The following is a 16979-nucleotide window of genomic DNA, read 5'->3' as shown; positions in this document are numbered from 1 at the left end:
ATCTAGTGGATCCTCGGCTGCTCAGACACATTATCAACGCAATTCACAGATTTTTCCACAGGTGGCGAAAGCTTGATCAATACTTGAAAGCAGGGCGGGAACTGTGAACCTAAGCGCTGATCCCCAAAGGGATATTTCACCGTATCAGACGTCATGTGTGGCGGACTATATTTTCAAAGCTGTGAGTAACTGACTCAGGTATACTGGCTGCCTGTGAGCCATGGCGGATCTATCCATGCAATCTGTCGTATTTTCTTGCGGCAGATGCGGGTTGATCCTCTGTTTGCTTATGAATGATCATCTTGAAATTCGGACCTGCCGTCGCAGAATAGGGCAGGTGCATCCCTGAACACACAACGAGGCTATCATGGAGCAGTTTGAACACATTTCCGTTGAACAAGCGTATGAACTATTACAACAATCAGAAAGCCGGGCCGTGCTGGTCGATATCCGCGATCCACAATCTCATGCTTTGTCCCGTCCGGAATCTGCGTTTCATCTGACCAATGATTCCATGGTTCAGTTCATGGATGATGTCGACTTTGAACAGCCAGTGATCGTCATGTGCTATCATGGCATTAGTTCTCAGGGCGCGGCTCAGTATCTGATTCATCAGGGGTTTGAGACGGTTTACAGCATGGACGGTGGCTTTGAAGCCTGGCATCGTGCAGCTTATCCGTGTGAGACCCAGTCTGTGTAAACCAACAGAGCAAGGGAGGCAGGCATGCTGCGGATTGTCGTACTCGACAATCCCCGGATGGCGCAAGCATTTATTGATTACATGGCCTCCCGAGGGATTGAGCTGATGCTGGCACCTGAACCGGGTGGCCAGTATGCGATCTGGCTGACCGATCCACAGCATCAGGTCGAAATTGAAGCGGAATGGCAGCGATTTTCCGATCATCCGGAGGATCCAAAATACCTGGCCGCATCCTGGCAGATGGTCAGCCGGCACCCGCAGCCGAAGTTTGAGTATCACAGCCCGAGTCTGCTGGCTCATATCCGTGCTCAGGCCGGACCGGTCTGTCTCAGTGTGCTGGTGACTACCCTTGTTATTTATCTCTTGTGGTTGCTGGGCTGGCAGCGACCTATCTTCCAAGCGCTGCATTTTCCTTTGATGCAAGGCGATGGGTGGCAACTGTGGCGGTTTGTGTCACACAGTTTGCTGCATTTCTCTATCCTGCATCTTGTGTTTAACTGCCTGTGGTGGTGGATTCTGGGCGGTCGGCTGGAGAAACACAGCGGTAGTTTGAAGCTGCTCGAAGTGTTTTTACTGTCTGCACTGATATCCGGGCTGGCACAATATTGGGTGAATGGGCCAAACTTTGGTGGCCTTTCCGGTGTGGTCTACGCCTTGATGGGATATCTGTGGTGGCTGGGCTGGCTGGCACCGTCTCGCGGGTTAAGCCTGCCGAATGGAATTGTGGTCCTGATGCTGATCTGGCTGATCCTGGGCTTTACCAACATCATGGGGATCCAAGTGGCCAATATGGCGCATCTGTTTGGCCTGATCACGGGGTGTGTTCTGGGCTTTGTTGATGCGCGCTTGAGACACCCGGCAAACTCCTGAGCTTTCCTTCAGGAGTGGGATCCCTTCCCTAGCCACATGGCTGAATGACCAGTAAGATGAGCACGCCATTCATTTCCGGTCTCTCAGACCTCTGGAACAATGTTAATTCAGGAGCACTAACAGCAGTGAAGCAAAGCAAACGTCATCAGGAGATCATTGATCTCGTGAAAACTCAGGGCTACGTCAGCACTGATGATTTGGTTGCCCGGTTTCAAGTCAGCCCGCAAACCATTCGCCGCGATCTGAATGAGCTGGCGGAAGAGAATAAAATCCGTCGCCATCATGGCGGTGCGACGGTGCCATCGAGTTCAGTGAATACGTCTTATACCACCCGAAAAGTCATGCAGCTGGCTGAGAAAGACCGGATTGCTCAGGCAATGGTGCAGCATATTCCGGATGGCGCGACTCTTTTTATCGACATCGGCACAACACCGGAAGCCGTTGCACGCGCCTTGCTTGATCACAGCGACCTGCGTGTCGTCACCAATAACCTTAATGTGGCCGGGATTCTGACCGGAAAAGATGATTGCCGGGTGATTCTGGCGGGCGGAGAGGTACGAAACCGGGATGGCGGTATTGTCGGCGAAGCAACCCTGGATTTCATTTCACAGTTTCGTCTCGATTTCGGCATCATCGGGATCAGTGGTATCGATCTGGACGGCTCATTACTGGACTTTGACTACCATGAAGTTCGGGTGAAACAGGCCATCATTGAAAACAGCCGCTGTGTGATGCTGGGCGTCGATCATACGAAATTTGGCCGCAACGCCATGGTGAACTTAGGGGATGTCAGTCAAATCGACATGCTGTTTACCAATAAAACGCCGCCGGAGCCATTGTCGAAGCGTCTGGCCGAGCTGGACACCCATCTCGAAATCATTGCAGACTGACATGGCAATCGCCTGAGCGTTTTCGCGCATTTTGCGTCAGCCATGACTCTTTATTCTAGGAATACCGCCATAAAGCTGCCTGCAAGGCAGCTTTTTTTGTGCGTATGATCATAGTGGTGTCATTTTTCGCGCATAAAAAGGATGATGTTCGCGTTAATTTTGGCTATATTGAGCGATAACGAACATACGAACTCAGTGATGACTTTCGAATGCATGGCCTATGCTAATAAGCAGGCATGAATTCGAGTGGTGCGAGAAAGGTACAGGTGACAGGCATGACAGCAGCAAATGAGATTCTGGACATCATCGTTGTTGGTGGTGGTATTAACGGTGCCGGTATTGCGGCCGACGCCGCAGGGCGCGGTCTGAAGGTGGCATTGTTTGAGGCGGAAGACTTTGCATCTGCAACGTCATCAGCCAGCTCAAAGCTGATCCATGGTGGCCTGCGCTATCTGGAGCATTATGAGTTCCGTCTGGTCGGGGAAGCACTGGCCGAGCGGGAAGTCTTGCTGCGAAAAATTCCGCACATCGCCAAACCCATGCGCTTTCGCCTGCCGCACCGTCCGCATCTGAGACCCGCCTGGATGATCCGTGCCGGTTTGTTTCTGTATGACCATCTGGGAAAACGCACCACGTTACCGGCCAGTGAAGGGCTGCGATTTGGCGCCGATTCTGCGCTGGTGCCGGAAATCACCAAAGGTTTTGAATATTCAGACTGCTGGGTGGATGATGCGCGTCTGGTGATTCTGAATGCGATCGAAACCGCGTCTCGTGGCGGGGAAGTCCGTAATCGCTGCCGGGTTGAAAAGGCGGAACGTCAGGGGGATATCTGGCTGGTGACTGTGCTGGATACACAGTCGGGTGAGCGTTTTACCCGTCGTGCACATGCCCTGGTGAATGCGGCCGGCCCGTGGGTGAAAACTTTTTATGACACCAGTCTGGATACCCCGTCGCCACGCAATATTCGTCTGATCAAAGGTTCGCACATTGTGGTGCCGCGCGTGCACGACGAACCGCAGGCTTACATTCTGCAGAATGAAGACAACCGGATTGTGTTTGTGATCCCTTATCTGGACCGTTTCTCGATTATCGGCACGACCGATGTGGAATATCACGGCGATCCGCGTCAGGTCGCGATTGATGAAGATGAAATCTGCTATTTGCTGAAAGTGTACAATGATCACTTTAAAGTTAAGTTGCAGCGTCAGGATGTGGTCTGGACTTACTCTGGTGTGCGTCCGTTGTGTGATGATGAATCGGATTCGCCGCAGGCGGTCACCCGCGATTATACGCTGGAGCTGGAGCAGGAAGGCTCGCAGCCACCGCTGCTGTCGATATTCGGTGGCAAGCTGACAACTTACCGGAAACTGGCCGAATCGGCACTGCATAAGTTAGCGCCTTTCTTTCCGAAGATGGGACCGGCCTGGACCGCAGACGCTTGTCTGCCCGGTGGTGAGGTGAACTTTGATTTATCTCGTCTTGCGAAAGATCTGCAGGCGCATTTTGCATGGCTGTCGGATTTTACGGCAGAGCGGCTGGCGACCAACTACGGCACGCTGAGCTGGAAAATAATGCAAGGTGTCAGCACAGAATCGGATATGGGGCAGCACTTTGGTGAAGGCCTGTATGCCCGTGAAGTGGATTATCTGATGCAGGATGAATTTGCTGCCAGTGCGGAAGACGCCCTGTGGCGCCGCAGTAAGCTGGGACTGTATCTGACACAGGAGCAGCAGCAGGCGGTGGCAGCATATATGTCTGCCAAACAAGCCGAGGCCCATGCGGCATAAACGAATCACGGGAAAACAGGGCTTCGCCCTCAAACGAACAAAGGCGCTTATTGAGAGCGCCTTTTTTTTTTGATCGCTTCATCTCACCGCAAAGATGGGTTTACTGATACAGATACTTGGTAAAGAGTAACTCAGTCAGAAGCTTCTGGTTGGTTTCAGCAATCAGCAAGTCATTCACGCGATCCAGGCACAACTGGCGGATGGCTTCACGCCCGGCCAGCGACTTGATTTTCGACTCTGGCTGTTCGCCGATAATTTGAATCACTGCATCACGGATCAGTGGGGCGTGGTGCTCAACCAGAGGCAGGTAATCCGGATCGGCGACCATGAGATCGACTTGTAACCGCAGATAACCCAGCTTTTTACCCTGAGTGATGTAATTGGTTGTGATATCCGGCGTTAGCGTAAAATAGCTGTATTGCGGGTTTGCTGACGCAGTCTGTGCCAGCGCGGGCTGATTCAGGGAAAACAGCAGCACCGCGAAGGTCAGGAGTAGAGATTTCATCTTGCTATCCATCTGTCTCTGGGAAAAATCTGTTACCCAAGTGCCTACTTTGGCGAGGAATCGTATTCCTGCCCGCGACGGCTTGCTACAATAGGGCATCAATCAATGTGAATTAAACCAATCGCAGTCAATCACTGGTCATCCTAGCTTGTTCAAATGTTCGATCACTGCGTTAGATTTTTTGATTGTAGAATGACTACTGATCTAAAAAATCTGCCTTGTTCTCAAACATTTTTCCTGCGCTATTTCTGATCATTGACTGACTTTGATTGGTATTATTGAACACATTCTATCACCCTTTACTGGGGCTGTTGATCTTTTGGTTGTCAGTGAGACGCGCAAAATTCTTGTTTTTGCAGCAAGTGATGCCGTGCAGATACGCAACAATGAGGGCACATTGGGTTTCATCTGTCATCAGACAATGTACCTGTCCTGAAAAGAAGGCGGATACATTCCGTCGGATATAAACCTCAAGATACCGCAGTTTCGTGAATTGAATTGGGAAGATGTCGACATTCAAGCAGATTTATAAGCCCCTGCTGGCTCAGGCAGACTGGCAATCCAGCGACCAGGTCAAGATGGCCGATGCCGTTCTGGCCAGTTGGCTGCACGAGCAGGGATCGCTGTCACGCCGGTTTGCCCGGGATTGTCATCAGTTCAGTGTGCTGTTGCTGGAGCAATCGCCTATCAAATCGGCACAACTTCAGCCCGGTGAACAGCAAATGCTGGGGCGGGTGGATTGTCTTGAGCGGAATGTGGTGCTTCAGGGCGACGGGATTCCCTGGGTGTTTGCCCGGACATTGATTCCGTTACCGACCCTGACTGGCGATGAGCAGGATCTGGCGCAACTGGGCGAATTGCCGTTGGGCTACCGGGTGTTTACCGATCAGAGTGCCCGCCGGGATGCATTGCAGCTGGCTGAGTTCCGGCTGGAAGGTGAGTCGCTCTGGGCACGGCGCTCCCGGTTGTGGGTGAAAGAAAAACCGATGCTGGTGGCCGAATTATTTTTATCGGCGGCACCTGTGTACCCGCGAAAAGCAGCGCAGGACGGCAACCCGCTGCCCTCTTTCAATCCGTCAATATCCGTCACATCAGGCCGGTAGTCTGCGGTGAATGCTTTAAAAGGAGAATCTGGGTTTTGGAGATAACCAAAGCAAGGGCTTACTGTCAGTTAGCCCGTCTGGACCGCCCGATTGGCAGTCTGTTACTGATGTGGCCGACTTTATGGGCATTGTTTCTGGCCGCAGATGGGATCCCGGACTGGCCTGTGTTGCTGGTGTTCATTCTGGGTGTTTTTTGCATGCGGGCCGCGGGTTGTGTGATCAACGATTATGCTGATCGTCATTTCGACGGCCATGTGAAACGCACGGCGCTGCGACCCATGCCTGCCGGGTTGATCAGTGAACGGGAAGCGCTGGGCTTTTTTACCCTGCTGGTTTTGGTGTCATTTGGTCTGGTGCTGACGATGAATGCGCTGACCATTCAGCTTTCAGTCATTGGTTTGTTGCTTGCCGCGGCTTATCCCTTCATGAAACGCTATACCCATTTGCCGCAACTGGTGCTGGGGATGGCATTTGGCTGGGCCATTCCCATGGCTTATGCCGCGCAGTCGGGTGAGTTACCGCCCGTGGCCTGGATGCTCTTTGTGGCAAATATTCTCTGGACCATCGCCTATGACACGCAATATGCCATGGTCGATCGCGATGATGATCTGAAAGTCGGGATTAAGTCGACAGCCATTCTGTTTGGTCGTCATGACAAACGTATCATCGGGGTGTTGCAACTGGGGACGCTGGGATTGCTGATTCTGGTGGGCATTCAGCTGGCGCTGACGCCAGTGTATTACTGGAGTCTGCTTGGGGCCGCGGCATTGTTTGTGTATCAGCAGCACCTGATCCGTGGCAGAGAGCGTGAGCCATGCTTCAAGGCATTTCTGAACAATAATTATGTCGGTATGGTGGTCTGGCTGGGGATGGCGGTAAGTCTGTTGCTCTGATGGATTTCGGCTTTATGAGACAAAACGCCCGCAATCGCGGGCGTTTTTCGTTTCAGCGGTGCACTCAAGTGTTGGTTGTTTCCGGCGGCTGTTCTTTTTTGTCTTCCCGGTTCATCACTGCCTGAATGGTCAGCTTGATTTCCGGAGAGACCAGATCGGCCAGTAAATCCGCGAGGCTGGCAACCGGCCGGGACACGGCATGATTCTCTTCATTCAGATAACCTTGCTGACGCAGGGTTTTTACCAGAGAGGAGAACACGCTTTTATCGAAGAACTCCGGTGCATTAATGCCATGCAGACGGCTCAGACGCTGGGCCATCATCTGGCTTTGCTGCTCCAGATCGCTTTTCATCAACTGAGGCTCACCGCGCAGGAGCGTCAGGGTGATCGCATAGCGCTGCAGTGTTTCAGTGATGGTGTTGCCCAGTAGCTGAAGCGGACCGATACGCGCGCTGTTGAGTGACAGCATATTGTCATCGCTCAGGATCAGACGCTGGCGGAGCAGCTCATCAACCAGAATATCAATGGCATCCGGTAAATCACTTTCATCAAAGCGCAGGTACAGTTCTGCTTTCAGGAACGGGTAGAGCAGGCCGATCTGGCGATGCATCTCCGCCCGGCTCAATTGCTGATGAGACACGACAATGTGAGCAATCAGCGATGGCAGTGCAAATAAATGAATAATGTTGTTCCGGTAGTAGGTCATCAGCAGCGACTGCTGGCGGTCGAGTGAGATGATGTCGCCCAGACTGTCCCGCTCCACCAGGAACTTATCCATACCGATTGCATGCTCAACCAGTGCTGAGACAGAATCAGACGGCTGCGTGCAGTTAGGAGAGTACGGTGTGTTCTGCAGCAGTTGCAGGTAGCAATCGACCTGCTGTTCCAGCTCTTCGCGGCTCAGGGCCCGCTGACGGGAAGACAGCAGAGCCAGCGCACAGAGCGTCAGGCCGTTGGTGGCTGCAGCATCGTTGATGTGGGTCATCATTTTATCGGCCAGACTGTTCACCACAGGATTCAGCCATTGCGGGCGCTGTGGTTCAATCGGATCAATGTCCTGACGCCATTCCGGCACCTGTTCATTCAGATACTGGTTCAGCGGAATCGGCTCACCAAAGTTCACATAGCCCTGGCCGAAGTTCCGCAGCTTGCGCAGCGTCCGCAGCACCTGGCTGAGATTTTCCTTCTCTTTACGTTTTCCACGCAGTTCTTTGGCGTAAGTGGCCACTTCCATGACATGTTCGTAGCCGATATACACAGGCACCAGCGTGACCGGGCGATTCAGCCCGCGCAACATTGCCTGTAGGGTCATCGACAGCATGCCGGTTTTGGGTGCCAGCAGACGACCGGTGCGGGAACGGCCTCCTTCACTGAAGTATTCAACCGAATAGCCTTTGGCGAAGAGTTCACCCAGATATTCACGGAACACCGTCGAATACAGGCGATTTCCCTTAAAACTTCGGCGAATGAAGAAGGCACCGCCGCGGCGGAAGATCGGCCCGGCCGGGAAGAAATTCAGATTAATGCCCGCTGCGATATGCGGTGGGACCATGCCTTCCTGATACAGCACGTAAGACAGCAACAGATAGTCCATGTGACTGCGGTGACAAGGGACATACACAATCTCATGGCCATCCTGCGCCAGCTGACGCACGCGCTGTGCGTTACTGACATTAATGCCCTGATACAGGCGGTTCCACAACCAGCTCAGGAAGCGGTCGCCATGGCGCACCAGACTGTAGGAGAAATCGGCTGCGATCTCTTCCATCATGTCGATGGCTTCTTTGCGCACTTTTTCCAGCGGAACATCCCGGCTTTCGGCCTCTTCTCGCACCACTTTTTCAATGGCTTTGGAAGCCAGCAGTCGGTTAAACAGCGCCTGACGTTGTGGCAGCCGTGGACCAGCCGCAGCAAGTTTCTGGCGGGAGAAATGAATTTTGGCGACCCGGGCCAGTTTGTTGGCGATGGTGTCATCCGCACCGTACTTATCCGCCATGAAACGCAGCGAGACGGTTGGGCTCAGGCGGACCAGACAGTCGCGTCCCTGTGCCAGAATAGCGAACCCTTTCTCTGGTCCGTTCAGTGCTTTGAGGATCGGCTTGGACTCACCTTCGGTTCCCGGTTTACGCCCCCACAGCACAGAAGCAGGCAGGAGCTGTACATCCAGCTCAGCGTCGGCCTGATGGGCTGCGAGCAGATCGGTAAACAGCGCCAGTGAAGACGCAGGAATCTGGCCGTTGCTGCCAAATATACTCGGGCTGTCGGCGACAAAAACATAGCGGGGAAACGTACGGCCATGGATGACCATAGGGTCCAGCGGATCGGGCAACCCGGCCGCTTTGGCAGCAGCACTCAGGGTCAGCAGATCGGTCTGCGAACTGAAGGGTAAGGTGTAAAGAATCGGTCGGTTCAAATCCAGCGGCAGTTCTGCGACCGGATCAGAAGGAATTGTGCGGGTCTTTACCAATAAAGAAAGCGGCAAATTCAGTAAACTTTGCGACAATTTTTGCCAAGTTGACATGTTGATTACTAGCCTCGAAATCTTAATGCGTGGCAAGGATAGCAGAAAATGGATTGGGTTTAGCTGGGAAAGCATCATCTGAAACGGCGAAATGTGATTTTTTTGCTGACTTTTCCTGCGAACATGCGACAGCACGCATTTCCTTGATTCTGCGCGATATAGCCTTTTCAAACCCCTGAACACTGGATATACTCACAGTGAACTGTATAAAAAGACAGGGTATGTCATGAAGCCGTTAACGCCACGCCAACAAGAAGTCTTTGATTTGATCAAAGCAAAAATTGAAGAAAGCGGGATGCCACCGACGCGGGCGGAGATTGCCCGTGAACTGGGATTCCGTTCTGCCAATGCGGCAGAGGAACATCTGAAAGCCCTTGCCCGCAAGCAAGTGATTGAAATTGTACCGGGTGCTTCCCGGGGAATCCGCTTGCTGGTTCATGAAGAAACACCGGAAGATCAGGGACTTCCCCTGATTGGCCGAGTTGCTGCCGGAGAACCTATTCTGGCGCAGGAACATGTCGAAACACATTATGATGTTGATCCGGCGATGTTTAAACCTCAGGCAGATTTCCTGTTACGGGTGAATGGCATGAGCATGAAGGACATTGGGATTCTGGACGGCGATCTGCTGGCTGTGCACAAAACTCAGGATGTGCGTAATGGTCAGGTTGTCGTTGCCCGCGTGGATGACGATGTGACGGTGAAGCGTCTGGAGAAAAAGGGTGCTCAGGTCTTTTTGCATGCAGAAAATGACGCTTTTGCACCCATTGTGGTTGATTTGACTCAGCAGCAACTCACCATTGAAGGCATTGCCGTTGGGGTGATCCGCAATGGTGACTGGAGTTAATTTGCATCCGGTTCAAATCGGGCAGAGGATTTCTTTGCATTAAAGAATGAGAGTCATTATCATTCAAGGGTAACCTTGGAGATGATCATGACAAAATCTGCCCGCTATCATATTCCGGCTGACCTGTTGCAGCCGCTCTGGCTCCGCAGCCGCGAGAGTCTGGCGGACGGTGGTTTGATTTATGACCCGCTCGCCGCAGCGGCATGTCAGCAGTGTCATCTCGCACCAGATTGTCTGACCGGGAATGTCGATCAGCATCAATTACTGCACGCCACATTAACGCTGCTGGTCGATCAGCGCGTTCAGCATTTTTTACGTCGTTTTCCCAACGGGCATGTCATTAATGTCGGCGCAGGGTTGGATACGCGTTTTTATCGTCTCGATAATGGCCGTTGCCGCTGGCTGGAACTCGATTGTGATGAAACCTTGCTGTGGCGCCAACGCTTATTCCATCGCAGTGAACGTTACCGGATGCGTCCGGGGTCTGTGACCGATCTGAGCTGGCTCTCTCAGTTGCCGACCAGTTTTTCCTCGCCAGTGATGCTGGTGTGTGATCAGGCTTTGCTGCAGGCATCTGAAGCCGAAGTGGCCCGGTTTGTTCAGCGTGTCGGCTGTCATTTTCATCAACTGGAACTGTGTCTGGTGCTGGCGGGTGATCGCTGCCAGACCGCGTTAGGGCAACAGTTGGGCGCTCAGGGGTATGGTCATGGCTTTGCGGATCCGGTGCGTCAGTTACTGCAATGGTTGCCCTGGTCTGAAGAAGTTGCCAGTCATTCGCCGCTGGATGTGGCGTGTCCGCGCTGGCGGCCGTGGCATCGCTGGCTGACCCGGCTGACTGCGTTTCGTCACCGACTCACGCCTGTTGTGACCCACTTGCGTTATTAGCCACAAAATCATTCTATTGCCGCTTATATTGCAGAATCCTGAACCTTGTCTATTTCTTGCGCAAAATTTTGCGCATTCTCCGAAATCTGTCCTAAGTTAAATGTAAACAAGCTGTTAAGAGCTTTTTGCGCTGAGAAGACTTTCCGGCGGGTTCGGCTGTCTCTGTTCCTGTGATCAGACTGCCGCGACCACATGGACTGACTGCAGGAGGGATCCAGGGAATGATGCGGCAATTGTTTTACGGATTACTGGGCGGATTCGTGTTGCCTGCATGGGCAGAGACGACATCCATGCCGCTGAATATGACTCAGGGAGTGACCGGGGTCAGTCAGCAGGTTTATTCGCTGCACATGACGATCTTCTACATCTGCGTGGCGATTGGTGTGGTGGTGTTTGGCGTGATGTTCTGGGCCATTATCCATCATCGTAAATCACGTGGTGCTGTTGCTGCGTCCTTCCACGAGAGCACCAAGGTTGAACTGCTCTGGACGCTGATCCCCTTTCTGATTCTGATTGTGATGGCGATTCCTGCCACCAAAACCCTGCTGGCCATGGAAGATACCACCCAGTCTGATCTCACCATTCAGATCACGGGCTCGCAGTGGAAATGGCACTACACCTATTTTGGTGAAGATGTGTCTTTTTATTCCAATCTCGCCACCACACAGGCACAAATCAAGAATGAACGTCAGAAACGGGAGAATTACCTGCTGGAAGTCGATCATCCGCTGGTGTTGCCCGTCGGCCAGAAAATTCGTTTTCTGATGACCTCTCAGGATGTCATTCATTCCTGGTGGGTGCCCGCATTCGCCGTGAAAAAAGATGCCAACCCAGGTTTTATCAATGAAGCCTGGACCCGGATTGACGAGCCCGGTATTTACCGGGGGCAGTGCGCCGAATTGTGCGGGAAGGACCATGGATTCATGCCCATTGTGGTGATCGCCAAATCCCAGGCTGACTATGAAGAATGGCTGCAGGTGACAAAAACCGCCCAGCGGGAGGCGCGGGAAGAAGAGCAGCGTCTGCTGGATATGGAAATGCCGATGGATGAGCTGATGGCCATGGGCGAAAAAGTCTACAACACCCGTTGTGCTGTGTGTCATCAGGTGAATGGTCAGGGGCTGCCGGGTGCCTTCCCGGCGCTGGCTGGAGAAGGGATATCAATGGATCCGGGTAAGAAACTGGAACACATCAGCGTGGTGGTTCATGGCCGGAATGGCACGGCGATGCAGGCATTCGGGCCTCAGCTGAGTCTGAAAGAGCTGGCTGCGGTGATTACCTATGAGCGAAATGCCTGGGGCAATGACACCGGAGATACCGTGCAGGCTGCAGAAGTTCAGGCAGTGTTGAAAGGCGAAGAGCTTTAGGGAGTGACCAAGCATGACGGACATGATGCGCGAACAGACGGTGGAAGACACCACGCATACAGCACATGAAGTGCACCACCATCACGGGATTCGGCGCTGGCTGTTTACGACCAACCACAAAGATATCGGTACGCTGTATCTGCTGTTCAGCTTTGCGATGTTTTTGATTGGCGGTGCCATGGCAATGGTGATCCGGGCGGAGTTATTCCAGCCGGGGCTGCAGTTGGTGGAGCCCAACTTTTTTAACCAGATGACGACGGTTCACGGTCTGATTATGGTCTTTGGTGCCGTGATGCCCGCATTTACCGGCCTTGCGAACTGGATGGTGCCGATGATGATCGGGGCGCCGGATATGGCATTACCGCGAATGAATAACTGGAGCTTCTGGATTCTGCCGTTCGCCTTCACCATGTTGCTGGCATCGCTGTTTATGGAAGGAGGCGGCCCGAACTTCGGCTGGACTTTCTATGCGCCGCTGTCGACCACGTATAGTCCGCAAAGCACTGGTTTGTTTGTGTTTGCACTACACATCATGGGGATCAGCTCCATCATGGGTGCAATCAACGTCATCGTCACCATTATCAACCTGCGTGCACCAGGCATGACTTACATGAAAATGCCGCTGTTTGTCTGGACCTGGCTAATCACGGCGTTTCTGCTGATTGCGGTAATGCCGGTGCTGGCCGGGGCGGTCACCATGGTGCTGACCGACAAGTATTTCGGCACTAGCTTTTTCGATGCGGCAGGCGGGGGAGATCCCGTGATGTTCCAGCATATTTTCTGGTTCTTTGGTCACCCTGAAGTGTACATCATGATTTTGCCGAGTTTCGGGATCGTTTCGGCGATTGTTCCGGCATTTTCGCGTAAGAAACTCTTCGGTTACAGCTCCATGGTGTATGCCACCGCTTCGATTGCCGGGTTGAGCTTCCTGGTCTGGGCGCACCATATGTTCACAACCGGGATGCCGGTGGCTGCCGAACTCTTCTTTATGTACTGCACCATGCTGATTTCGGTGCCGACGGGGGTGAAGGTATTCAACTGGGTGGCCACCATGTGGCGTGGGTCTATGACGTTTGAAGTCCCGATGTTGTTTGCCATTGCTTTTATCATTCTGTTTACCATCGGGGGGTTCTCTGGCCTGATGCTGGCAATTACGCCGGCTGACTTCCAGTACCATGATACCTACTTCGTGGTCGCGCACTTCCACTATGTGCTGGTCTCCGGTGCAATTTTCTCCATCATGGCTGCGGCCTACTACTGGCTGCCCAAATGGACTGGGCACATGTTTGATGAGCGGCTCGCCAAGTGGCATTTCTGGTGCTCTGTGGTGTCGGTGAACATTCTGTTCTTCCCGATGCACTTCCTCGGTCTGGCCGGGATGCCGCGCCGGATCCCGGACTATGCTTTGCAGTTTGCAGATGTGAACGCTGTGGTCAGTATCGGGGGCTTTATGTTCGGACTGTCGCAGCTGATTTTCCTGGCGGTATTGATCAAGTGTATCCGCGGCGGTGAGCCTGCCGGGGCCAAGCCCTGGGACGGGGCCGAAGGACTGGAATGGACTGTGCCTTCACCCGCGCCTCATCATACGTTCTCAACGCCACCGAAGGTGGATTAAGGAGGCACTATGGCTGACAACGGCCAAGACAAAGGCAAGAAGAAGTCACTGCTGACACTGATTGTATTGTCGCTGGGGATGTTCGGCTTTGCCTTCGCACTGGTGCCACTTTATGACGTGTTCTGCGAAGTCACCGGAATTAACGGAAAAACGTCCAATCAGGCGGCCATTGCCAGTCAGCAGGTGGATGAAAAGCGCAATATCACGGTGGAATTTGTGGCGTACATCAATCCGGGTATGGCTTGGCAGTTCGAACCTGAAGTGACCCGCATGGTGGTGCATCCGGGGGAAACCCACAAGGTACTGTTCGCGGCGAAAAACCTGACGAAGCACGCCACGGTCGGACAGGCAGTGCCTTCGGTGTCGCCGGGGCAGGGGGCACAGTATTTTAATAAGATTGAATGCTTTTGCTTTAACCGCCAGCCACTGGCGGCCGGTGCATCGGCAGAATTGCCATTGCTGTTCTATATCGATCCCGAGCTGCCAGAGGACATCAATACTCTGACGCTGGCTTATACCTTGTTTAACGCTCAGCCGGAACCCGCGGCACAAACGCAATGAGGTCGACCATGGCAAATCCATACTCTGAACATGATCAGTCGCTGACGCCACCCCACGAGCCTTATTACGTCCCGGCGGCCAGTGCATGGCCGATTGTGGGCGCAGTGGCTCTGTTTTTGATTGCGATGGGCGCTGGGGCCACAGTCGGCGGGCTGTTTGGCGGGAATGGCCCTGGGTACTGATGTCTGGGGTTGGCCTGTTGCTGATTATGCTGGTGGGTTGGTTCCGGGATGTGATCCGGGAGTCGATGAGCGGGTTATACAGCTCGCAGATGGATCGTTCGTTCCGGCAGGGCATGAGCTGGTTTATTTTCTCGGAAATCATGTTCTTTGCTGCATTCTTTGGTGCACTGTTCTATGCCCGGATGATTGCCGTGCCCTGGCTGGGCGGGGCGGGCAACAATGCGATGACTCATGAAGTGCTGTGGCCGGAATTTATTGCGCATTGGCCGCTGGTGATGACACCGGGCGGAACGGAAACGCAGGCGATGGGTCCGATCGGTCTCCCTTTGTACAACACGCTGATTCTGCTGACGTCTTCAGTCACGGTGCATCTGGCACATACCGCTCTGGAAAAAGACAACCGCCCGCGGCTGACTCTGTTTTTATTGCTGACGGTGCTACTCGGCGGGCTGTTTGTTTACCTGCAGGGTGTGGAATATATCCATGCCTATGAAGAGATGAACCTGACGCTGGATGCCGGTGTGTATGGCAACACCTTTTTCATGCTGACGGGTTTTCACGGCCTGCATGTCACGCTCGGCACCCTGATTCTGTTGATTGTCTGGCTGCGGGTCTTGAATGGCCACTTTTCGGCCAAGAGCCACTTTGCGTTTCAGGCAGGGGCCTGGTACTGGCACTTCGTGGATGTGGTCTGGCTGGGGCTGTTCGTATTCGTTTATATCCTGTAGCGCATTGCGTTAGTAAGGCCGCGGATTGGGATCAATCAGGCCCGTGGCTAGCGCCAGCAGTAAGAGGGCGAACAGCAGGACGGAAAACAGTATCCGGCGACCGAGAAAGTGAGACATCGGCTTACTTTGTTTGCCCCGGAGCATCACAGGCAAGGCCCGGAACAGATTGAACACAATAAAGATCAGCAGGCAGATTATCAGGGCTTTCAGCAGCATGGGCACTCCGTGTGTGGCTGTATCCGGCGACCGAAGTGAGGTTCAGGACGCAATGAGACGGACAGGGTTTGTTCTTTTTACTTTGGTGGTCCTGCTGGGCTTGGTCAAGCTGGGATTGTGGCAAATCTCACGGGGACAGGAAAAAGAGATCCTAACGGCTGCACTCAAACTTCGGGGTGAGCAGACTTATTTCAGTCTCGCCAGTCTGCCCGAAGACCCCTTGTGGTACCGGGTCAGACTCAGCGGCACGTTTGACCACAGCCGGGCCGTCTTGCTGGATAACCAGCTCGATCAGGGCAGGCCGGGATACCACCTGTTTTATCCGTTTCAGACGGAACGCGGGGACTGGCTGCTGGTGAATCTGGGCTGGATTGCCGCGCCGCAATACCGGGAGGAGTTGCCGGTATTGCCGGAACATCACGGGTTGGTTCAGATCACTGGGCTCATTGCGCCTCCGACGCAACTCCCAGAGCTGGCGCAGGAGGTGCCGGGAGAAAGCTGGCCTCGACGGGTGCAAAATATTAAGCCGGACGAACTGGCCAGCGCGACCGGATTACCCTTGCCGGCCTGGGTGGTTCAGATTGCACCGGACGACCCGCTGGCGCTGAAGCAGAACTGGCAGCCGGTGGTGATGGGGCCGCAAAAGCATTATGCCTATGCCGCGCAGTGGTTCCTGCTGGCTGTTGCAGTGGCCGGTATGGCCTGGTGGTGGCTTCGACGGACGAAGCCGGAAAGAAAAGGAAGTCAGGGATGAAAAAACATGTCAGTTTAATTTTGTTGTTACTGGTTTTTATCTTACCTGTATTGCTAGCCAAGTTGGTGCTGGATCGCCACTGGTATCAGGGCGGCGTCACCAACCGGGGGCAACTCCTTGAAGAGCCGGTTGTTTCCGACTGGCTGGGCAATCGGGGTCTGTGGCAACTGGTGTATCTGTTACCGGAACAGTGCGACTCCCGTTGCCAGGGGGCGTTGTTCAATTTACGGCAAGTACCGGTGGCCATGGGGGCTGAGCAGGAGCGGGTGGCGAGCCTGATTCTGGTGTCCGGACAAGGCCATCTGAGTCTGCCTGCGGATGAGGCATCCGCTGCAGGTGGCGCGATTCGGGTCGCACCGCAGCCCGTGCTGGATCAGCTACGGCAGCTTCAGCATGGTGCGGAAGCGATTTATATCGCGGATCCGCAGGGCAATGTGATGCTGGCTTACCCGTTGGTGGAAGGAAAAACACAGGTGCTGGCGCAGGGCAAAGATATGCTGCGTGATCTGAAGCGTCTGCTGAAAGTCTCCAAGATTGGCTGATAGCGCATTGATG

At 53.7% G+C, this 16979-nt stretch carries 16 protein-coding genes and 1 pseudogene; 14 read left to right on the top strand and 3 right to left on the bottom strand.

Annotation, left to right across the window (positions count from 1 at the left end; translation table 11 throughout):
- Positions 1 to 367: 367 nt before the first annotated feature.
- The 4 genes from glpE to glpD all read left to right on the top strand — a co-directional run bounded on the left by glpE (position 368) and on the right by glpD (position 4247).
- The gene (glpE, locus tag KDD30_RS15105) at positions 368 to 700 is read left to right on the top strand and encodes a thiosulfate sulfurtransferase GlpE (RefSeq protein WP_211646562.1); all 333 of its coding nucleotides are present in this window, start codon (positions 368 to 370) and stop codon (positions 698 to 700) included.
- A 24-nt stretch (positions 701 to 724) separates the two neighbouring features.
- Positions 725 to 1570, top strand: coding sequence for a rhomboid family intramembrane serine protease GlpG (glpG, locus tag KDD30_RS15100; protein ID WP_211646561.1), 846 nt, complete (start codon positions 725 to 727; stop codon positions 1568 to 1570).
- A 125-nt stretch (positions 1571 to 1695) separates the two neighbouring features.
- Positions 1696 to 2460, top strand: coding sequence for a DeoR/GlpR family transcriptional regulator (locus KDD30_RS15095; protein WP_249199158.1), 765 nt, complete (start codon positions 1696 to 1698; stop codon positions 2458 to 2460).
- A gap of 275 nt (positions 2461 to 2735) precedes the next feature.
- Positions 2736 to 4247, top strand: a complete 1512-nt coding sequence (gene glpD / locus KDD30_RS15090) for a glycerol-3-phosphate dehydrogenase (protein WP_211646559.1) — start codon at positions 2736 to 2738, stop codon at positions 4245 to 4247.
- A gap of 100 nt (positions 4248 to 4347) precedes the next feature.
- On the opposite strand, the gene KDD30_RS15085 is transcribed toward glpD, so the two are convergent.
- Complete coding sequence (locus KDD30_RS15085) at positions 4348 to 4752, bottom strand: flagellar basal body-associated protein FliL (protein ID WP_211646558.1); 405 nt, start codon at positions 4750 to 4752, stop codon at positions 4348 to 4350.
- A 506-nt stretch (positions 4753 to 5258) separates the two neighbouring features.
- On the opposite strand from KDD30_RS15085, the gene KDD30_RS15080 reads away from it, so the two are divergent.
- Together KDD30_RS15080 and ubiA are read left to right on the top strand one after the other, a co-directional pair.
- The gene (locus KDD30_RS15080) at positions 5259 to 5855 is read left to right on the top strand and encodes a chorismate lyase (RefSeq protein ID WP_211646557.1); all 597 of its coding nucleotides are present in this window, start codon (positions 5259 to 5261) and stop codon (positions 5853 to 5855) included.
- Positions 5856 to 5890: 35 nt separating this feature from the next.
- On the top strand, positions 5891 to 6748 hold the full coding sequence (gene ubiA, locus KDD30_RS15075; protein ID WP_211646556.1) for a 4-hydroxybenzoate octaprenyltransferase: 858 nt from the start codon (positions 5891 to 5893) through the stop codon (positions 6746 to 6748).
- Between the two features lie 64 nt (positions 6749 to 6812).
- Here ubiA and plsB read toward each other — a convergent pair whose 3' ends face one another.
- Positions 6813 to 9269: a glycerol-3-phosphate 1-O-acyltransferase PlsB gene (plsB, locus tag KDD30_RS15070; protein WP_211646555.1), complete on the bottom strand. Its 2457-nt coding sequence runs from the start codon at positions 9267 to 9269 to the stop codon at positions 6813 to 6815.
- A 226-nt stretch (positions 9270 to 9495) separates the two neighbouring features.
- On the opposite strand from plsB, the gene lexA reads away from it, so the two are divergent.
- The 6 genes and pseudogenes from lexA (at position 9496) to KDD30_RS15040 (ending at position 15454) form a co-directional block, all read left to right on the top strand.
- Positions 9496 to 10116, top strand: coding sequence for a transcriptional repressor LexA (gene lexA / locus KDD30_RS15065; RefSeq protein ID WP_211646554.1), 621 nt, complete (start codon positions 9496 to 9498; stop codon positions 10114 to 10116).
- Positions 10117 to 10203: 87 nt separating this feature from the next.
- Positions 10204 to 11001, top strand: a complete 798-nt coding sequence (locus tag KDD30_RS15060) for a class I SAM-dependent methyltransferase (RefSeq protein WP_211646553.1) — start codon at positions 10204 to 10206, stop codon at positions 10999 to 11001.
- Positions 11002 to 11222: 221 nt separating this feature from the next.
- Complete coding sequence (coxB, locus tag KDD30_RS15055; protein ID WP_211646552.1) at positions 11223 to 12368, top strand: cytochrome c oxidase subunit II; 1146 nt, start codon at positions 11223 to 11225, stop codon at positions 12366 to 12368.
- Positions 12369 to 12381: 13 nt separating this feature from the next.
- Positions 12382 to 13983 carry a cytochrome c oxidase subunit I gene (gene ctaD / locus KDD30_RS15050; RefSeq protein WP_211646551.1) on the top strand — a complete coding sequence of 534 codons (1602 nt, stop codon included), beginning with the start codon at positions 12382 to 12384 and terminating at the stop codon, positions 13981 to 13983.
- Between the two features lie 9 nt (positions 13984 to 13992).
- Positions 13993 to 14544, top strand: coding sequence for a cytochrome c oxidase assembly protein (locus KDD30_RS15045; protein WP_211646550.1), 552 nt, complete (start codon positions 13993 to 13995; stop codon positions 14542 to 14544).
- Between the two features lie 8 nt (positions 14545 to 14552).
- Positions 14553 to 15454: pseudogene (locus KDD30_RS15040) on the top strand (cytochrome c oxidase subunit 3).
- Between the two features lie 9 nt (positions 15455 to 15463).
- Here the strand turns inward: KDD30_RS15040 and KDD30_RS15035 are convergent.
- Positions 15464 to 15670, bottom strand: a complete 207-nt coding sequence (locus KDD30_RS15035; RefSeq protein ID WP_211646549.1) for a DUF2909 domain-containing protein — start codon at positions 15668 to 15670, stop codon at positions 15464 to 15466.
- A gap of 52 nt (positions 15671 to 15722) precedes the next feature.
- Between KDD30_RS15035 and KDD30_RS15030 the strand changes: the two genes are divergently transcribed.
- Both KDD30_RS15030 and KDD30_RS15025 read left to right on the top strand, forming a co-directional pair.
- Positions 15723 to 16424 (top strand): SURF1 family protein, encoded by a 702-nt coding sequence (locus tag KDD30_RS15030; protein ID WP_211646548.1) that lies wholly within the window; start codon positions 15723 to 15725, stop codon positions 16422 to 16424.
- A complete protein-coding gene (locus KDD30_RS15025; RefSeq protein ID WP_211646547.1) occupies positions 16421 to 16966 on the top strand; it encodes a cytochrome oxidase in 546 nt (181 codons plus the stop codon). Before KDD30_RS15030 ends, KDD30_RS15025 begins: the two co-directional genes overlap by 4 nt.
- Positions 16967 to 16979 lie beyond the last annotated feature (13 nt).

Origin of the sequence: Photobacterium sp. GJ3 (assembly GCF_018199995.1) — a bacterium.
In the GTDB taxonomy this organism is placed as follows: Bacteria; Pseudomonadota; Gammaproteobacteria; order Enterobacterales; family Vibrionaceae; genus Photobacterium.
Note: the sequence above shows the minus strand (reverse complement) of the source record. Positions and strands in the feature narration are given on the sequence as shown.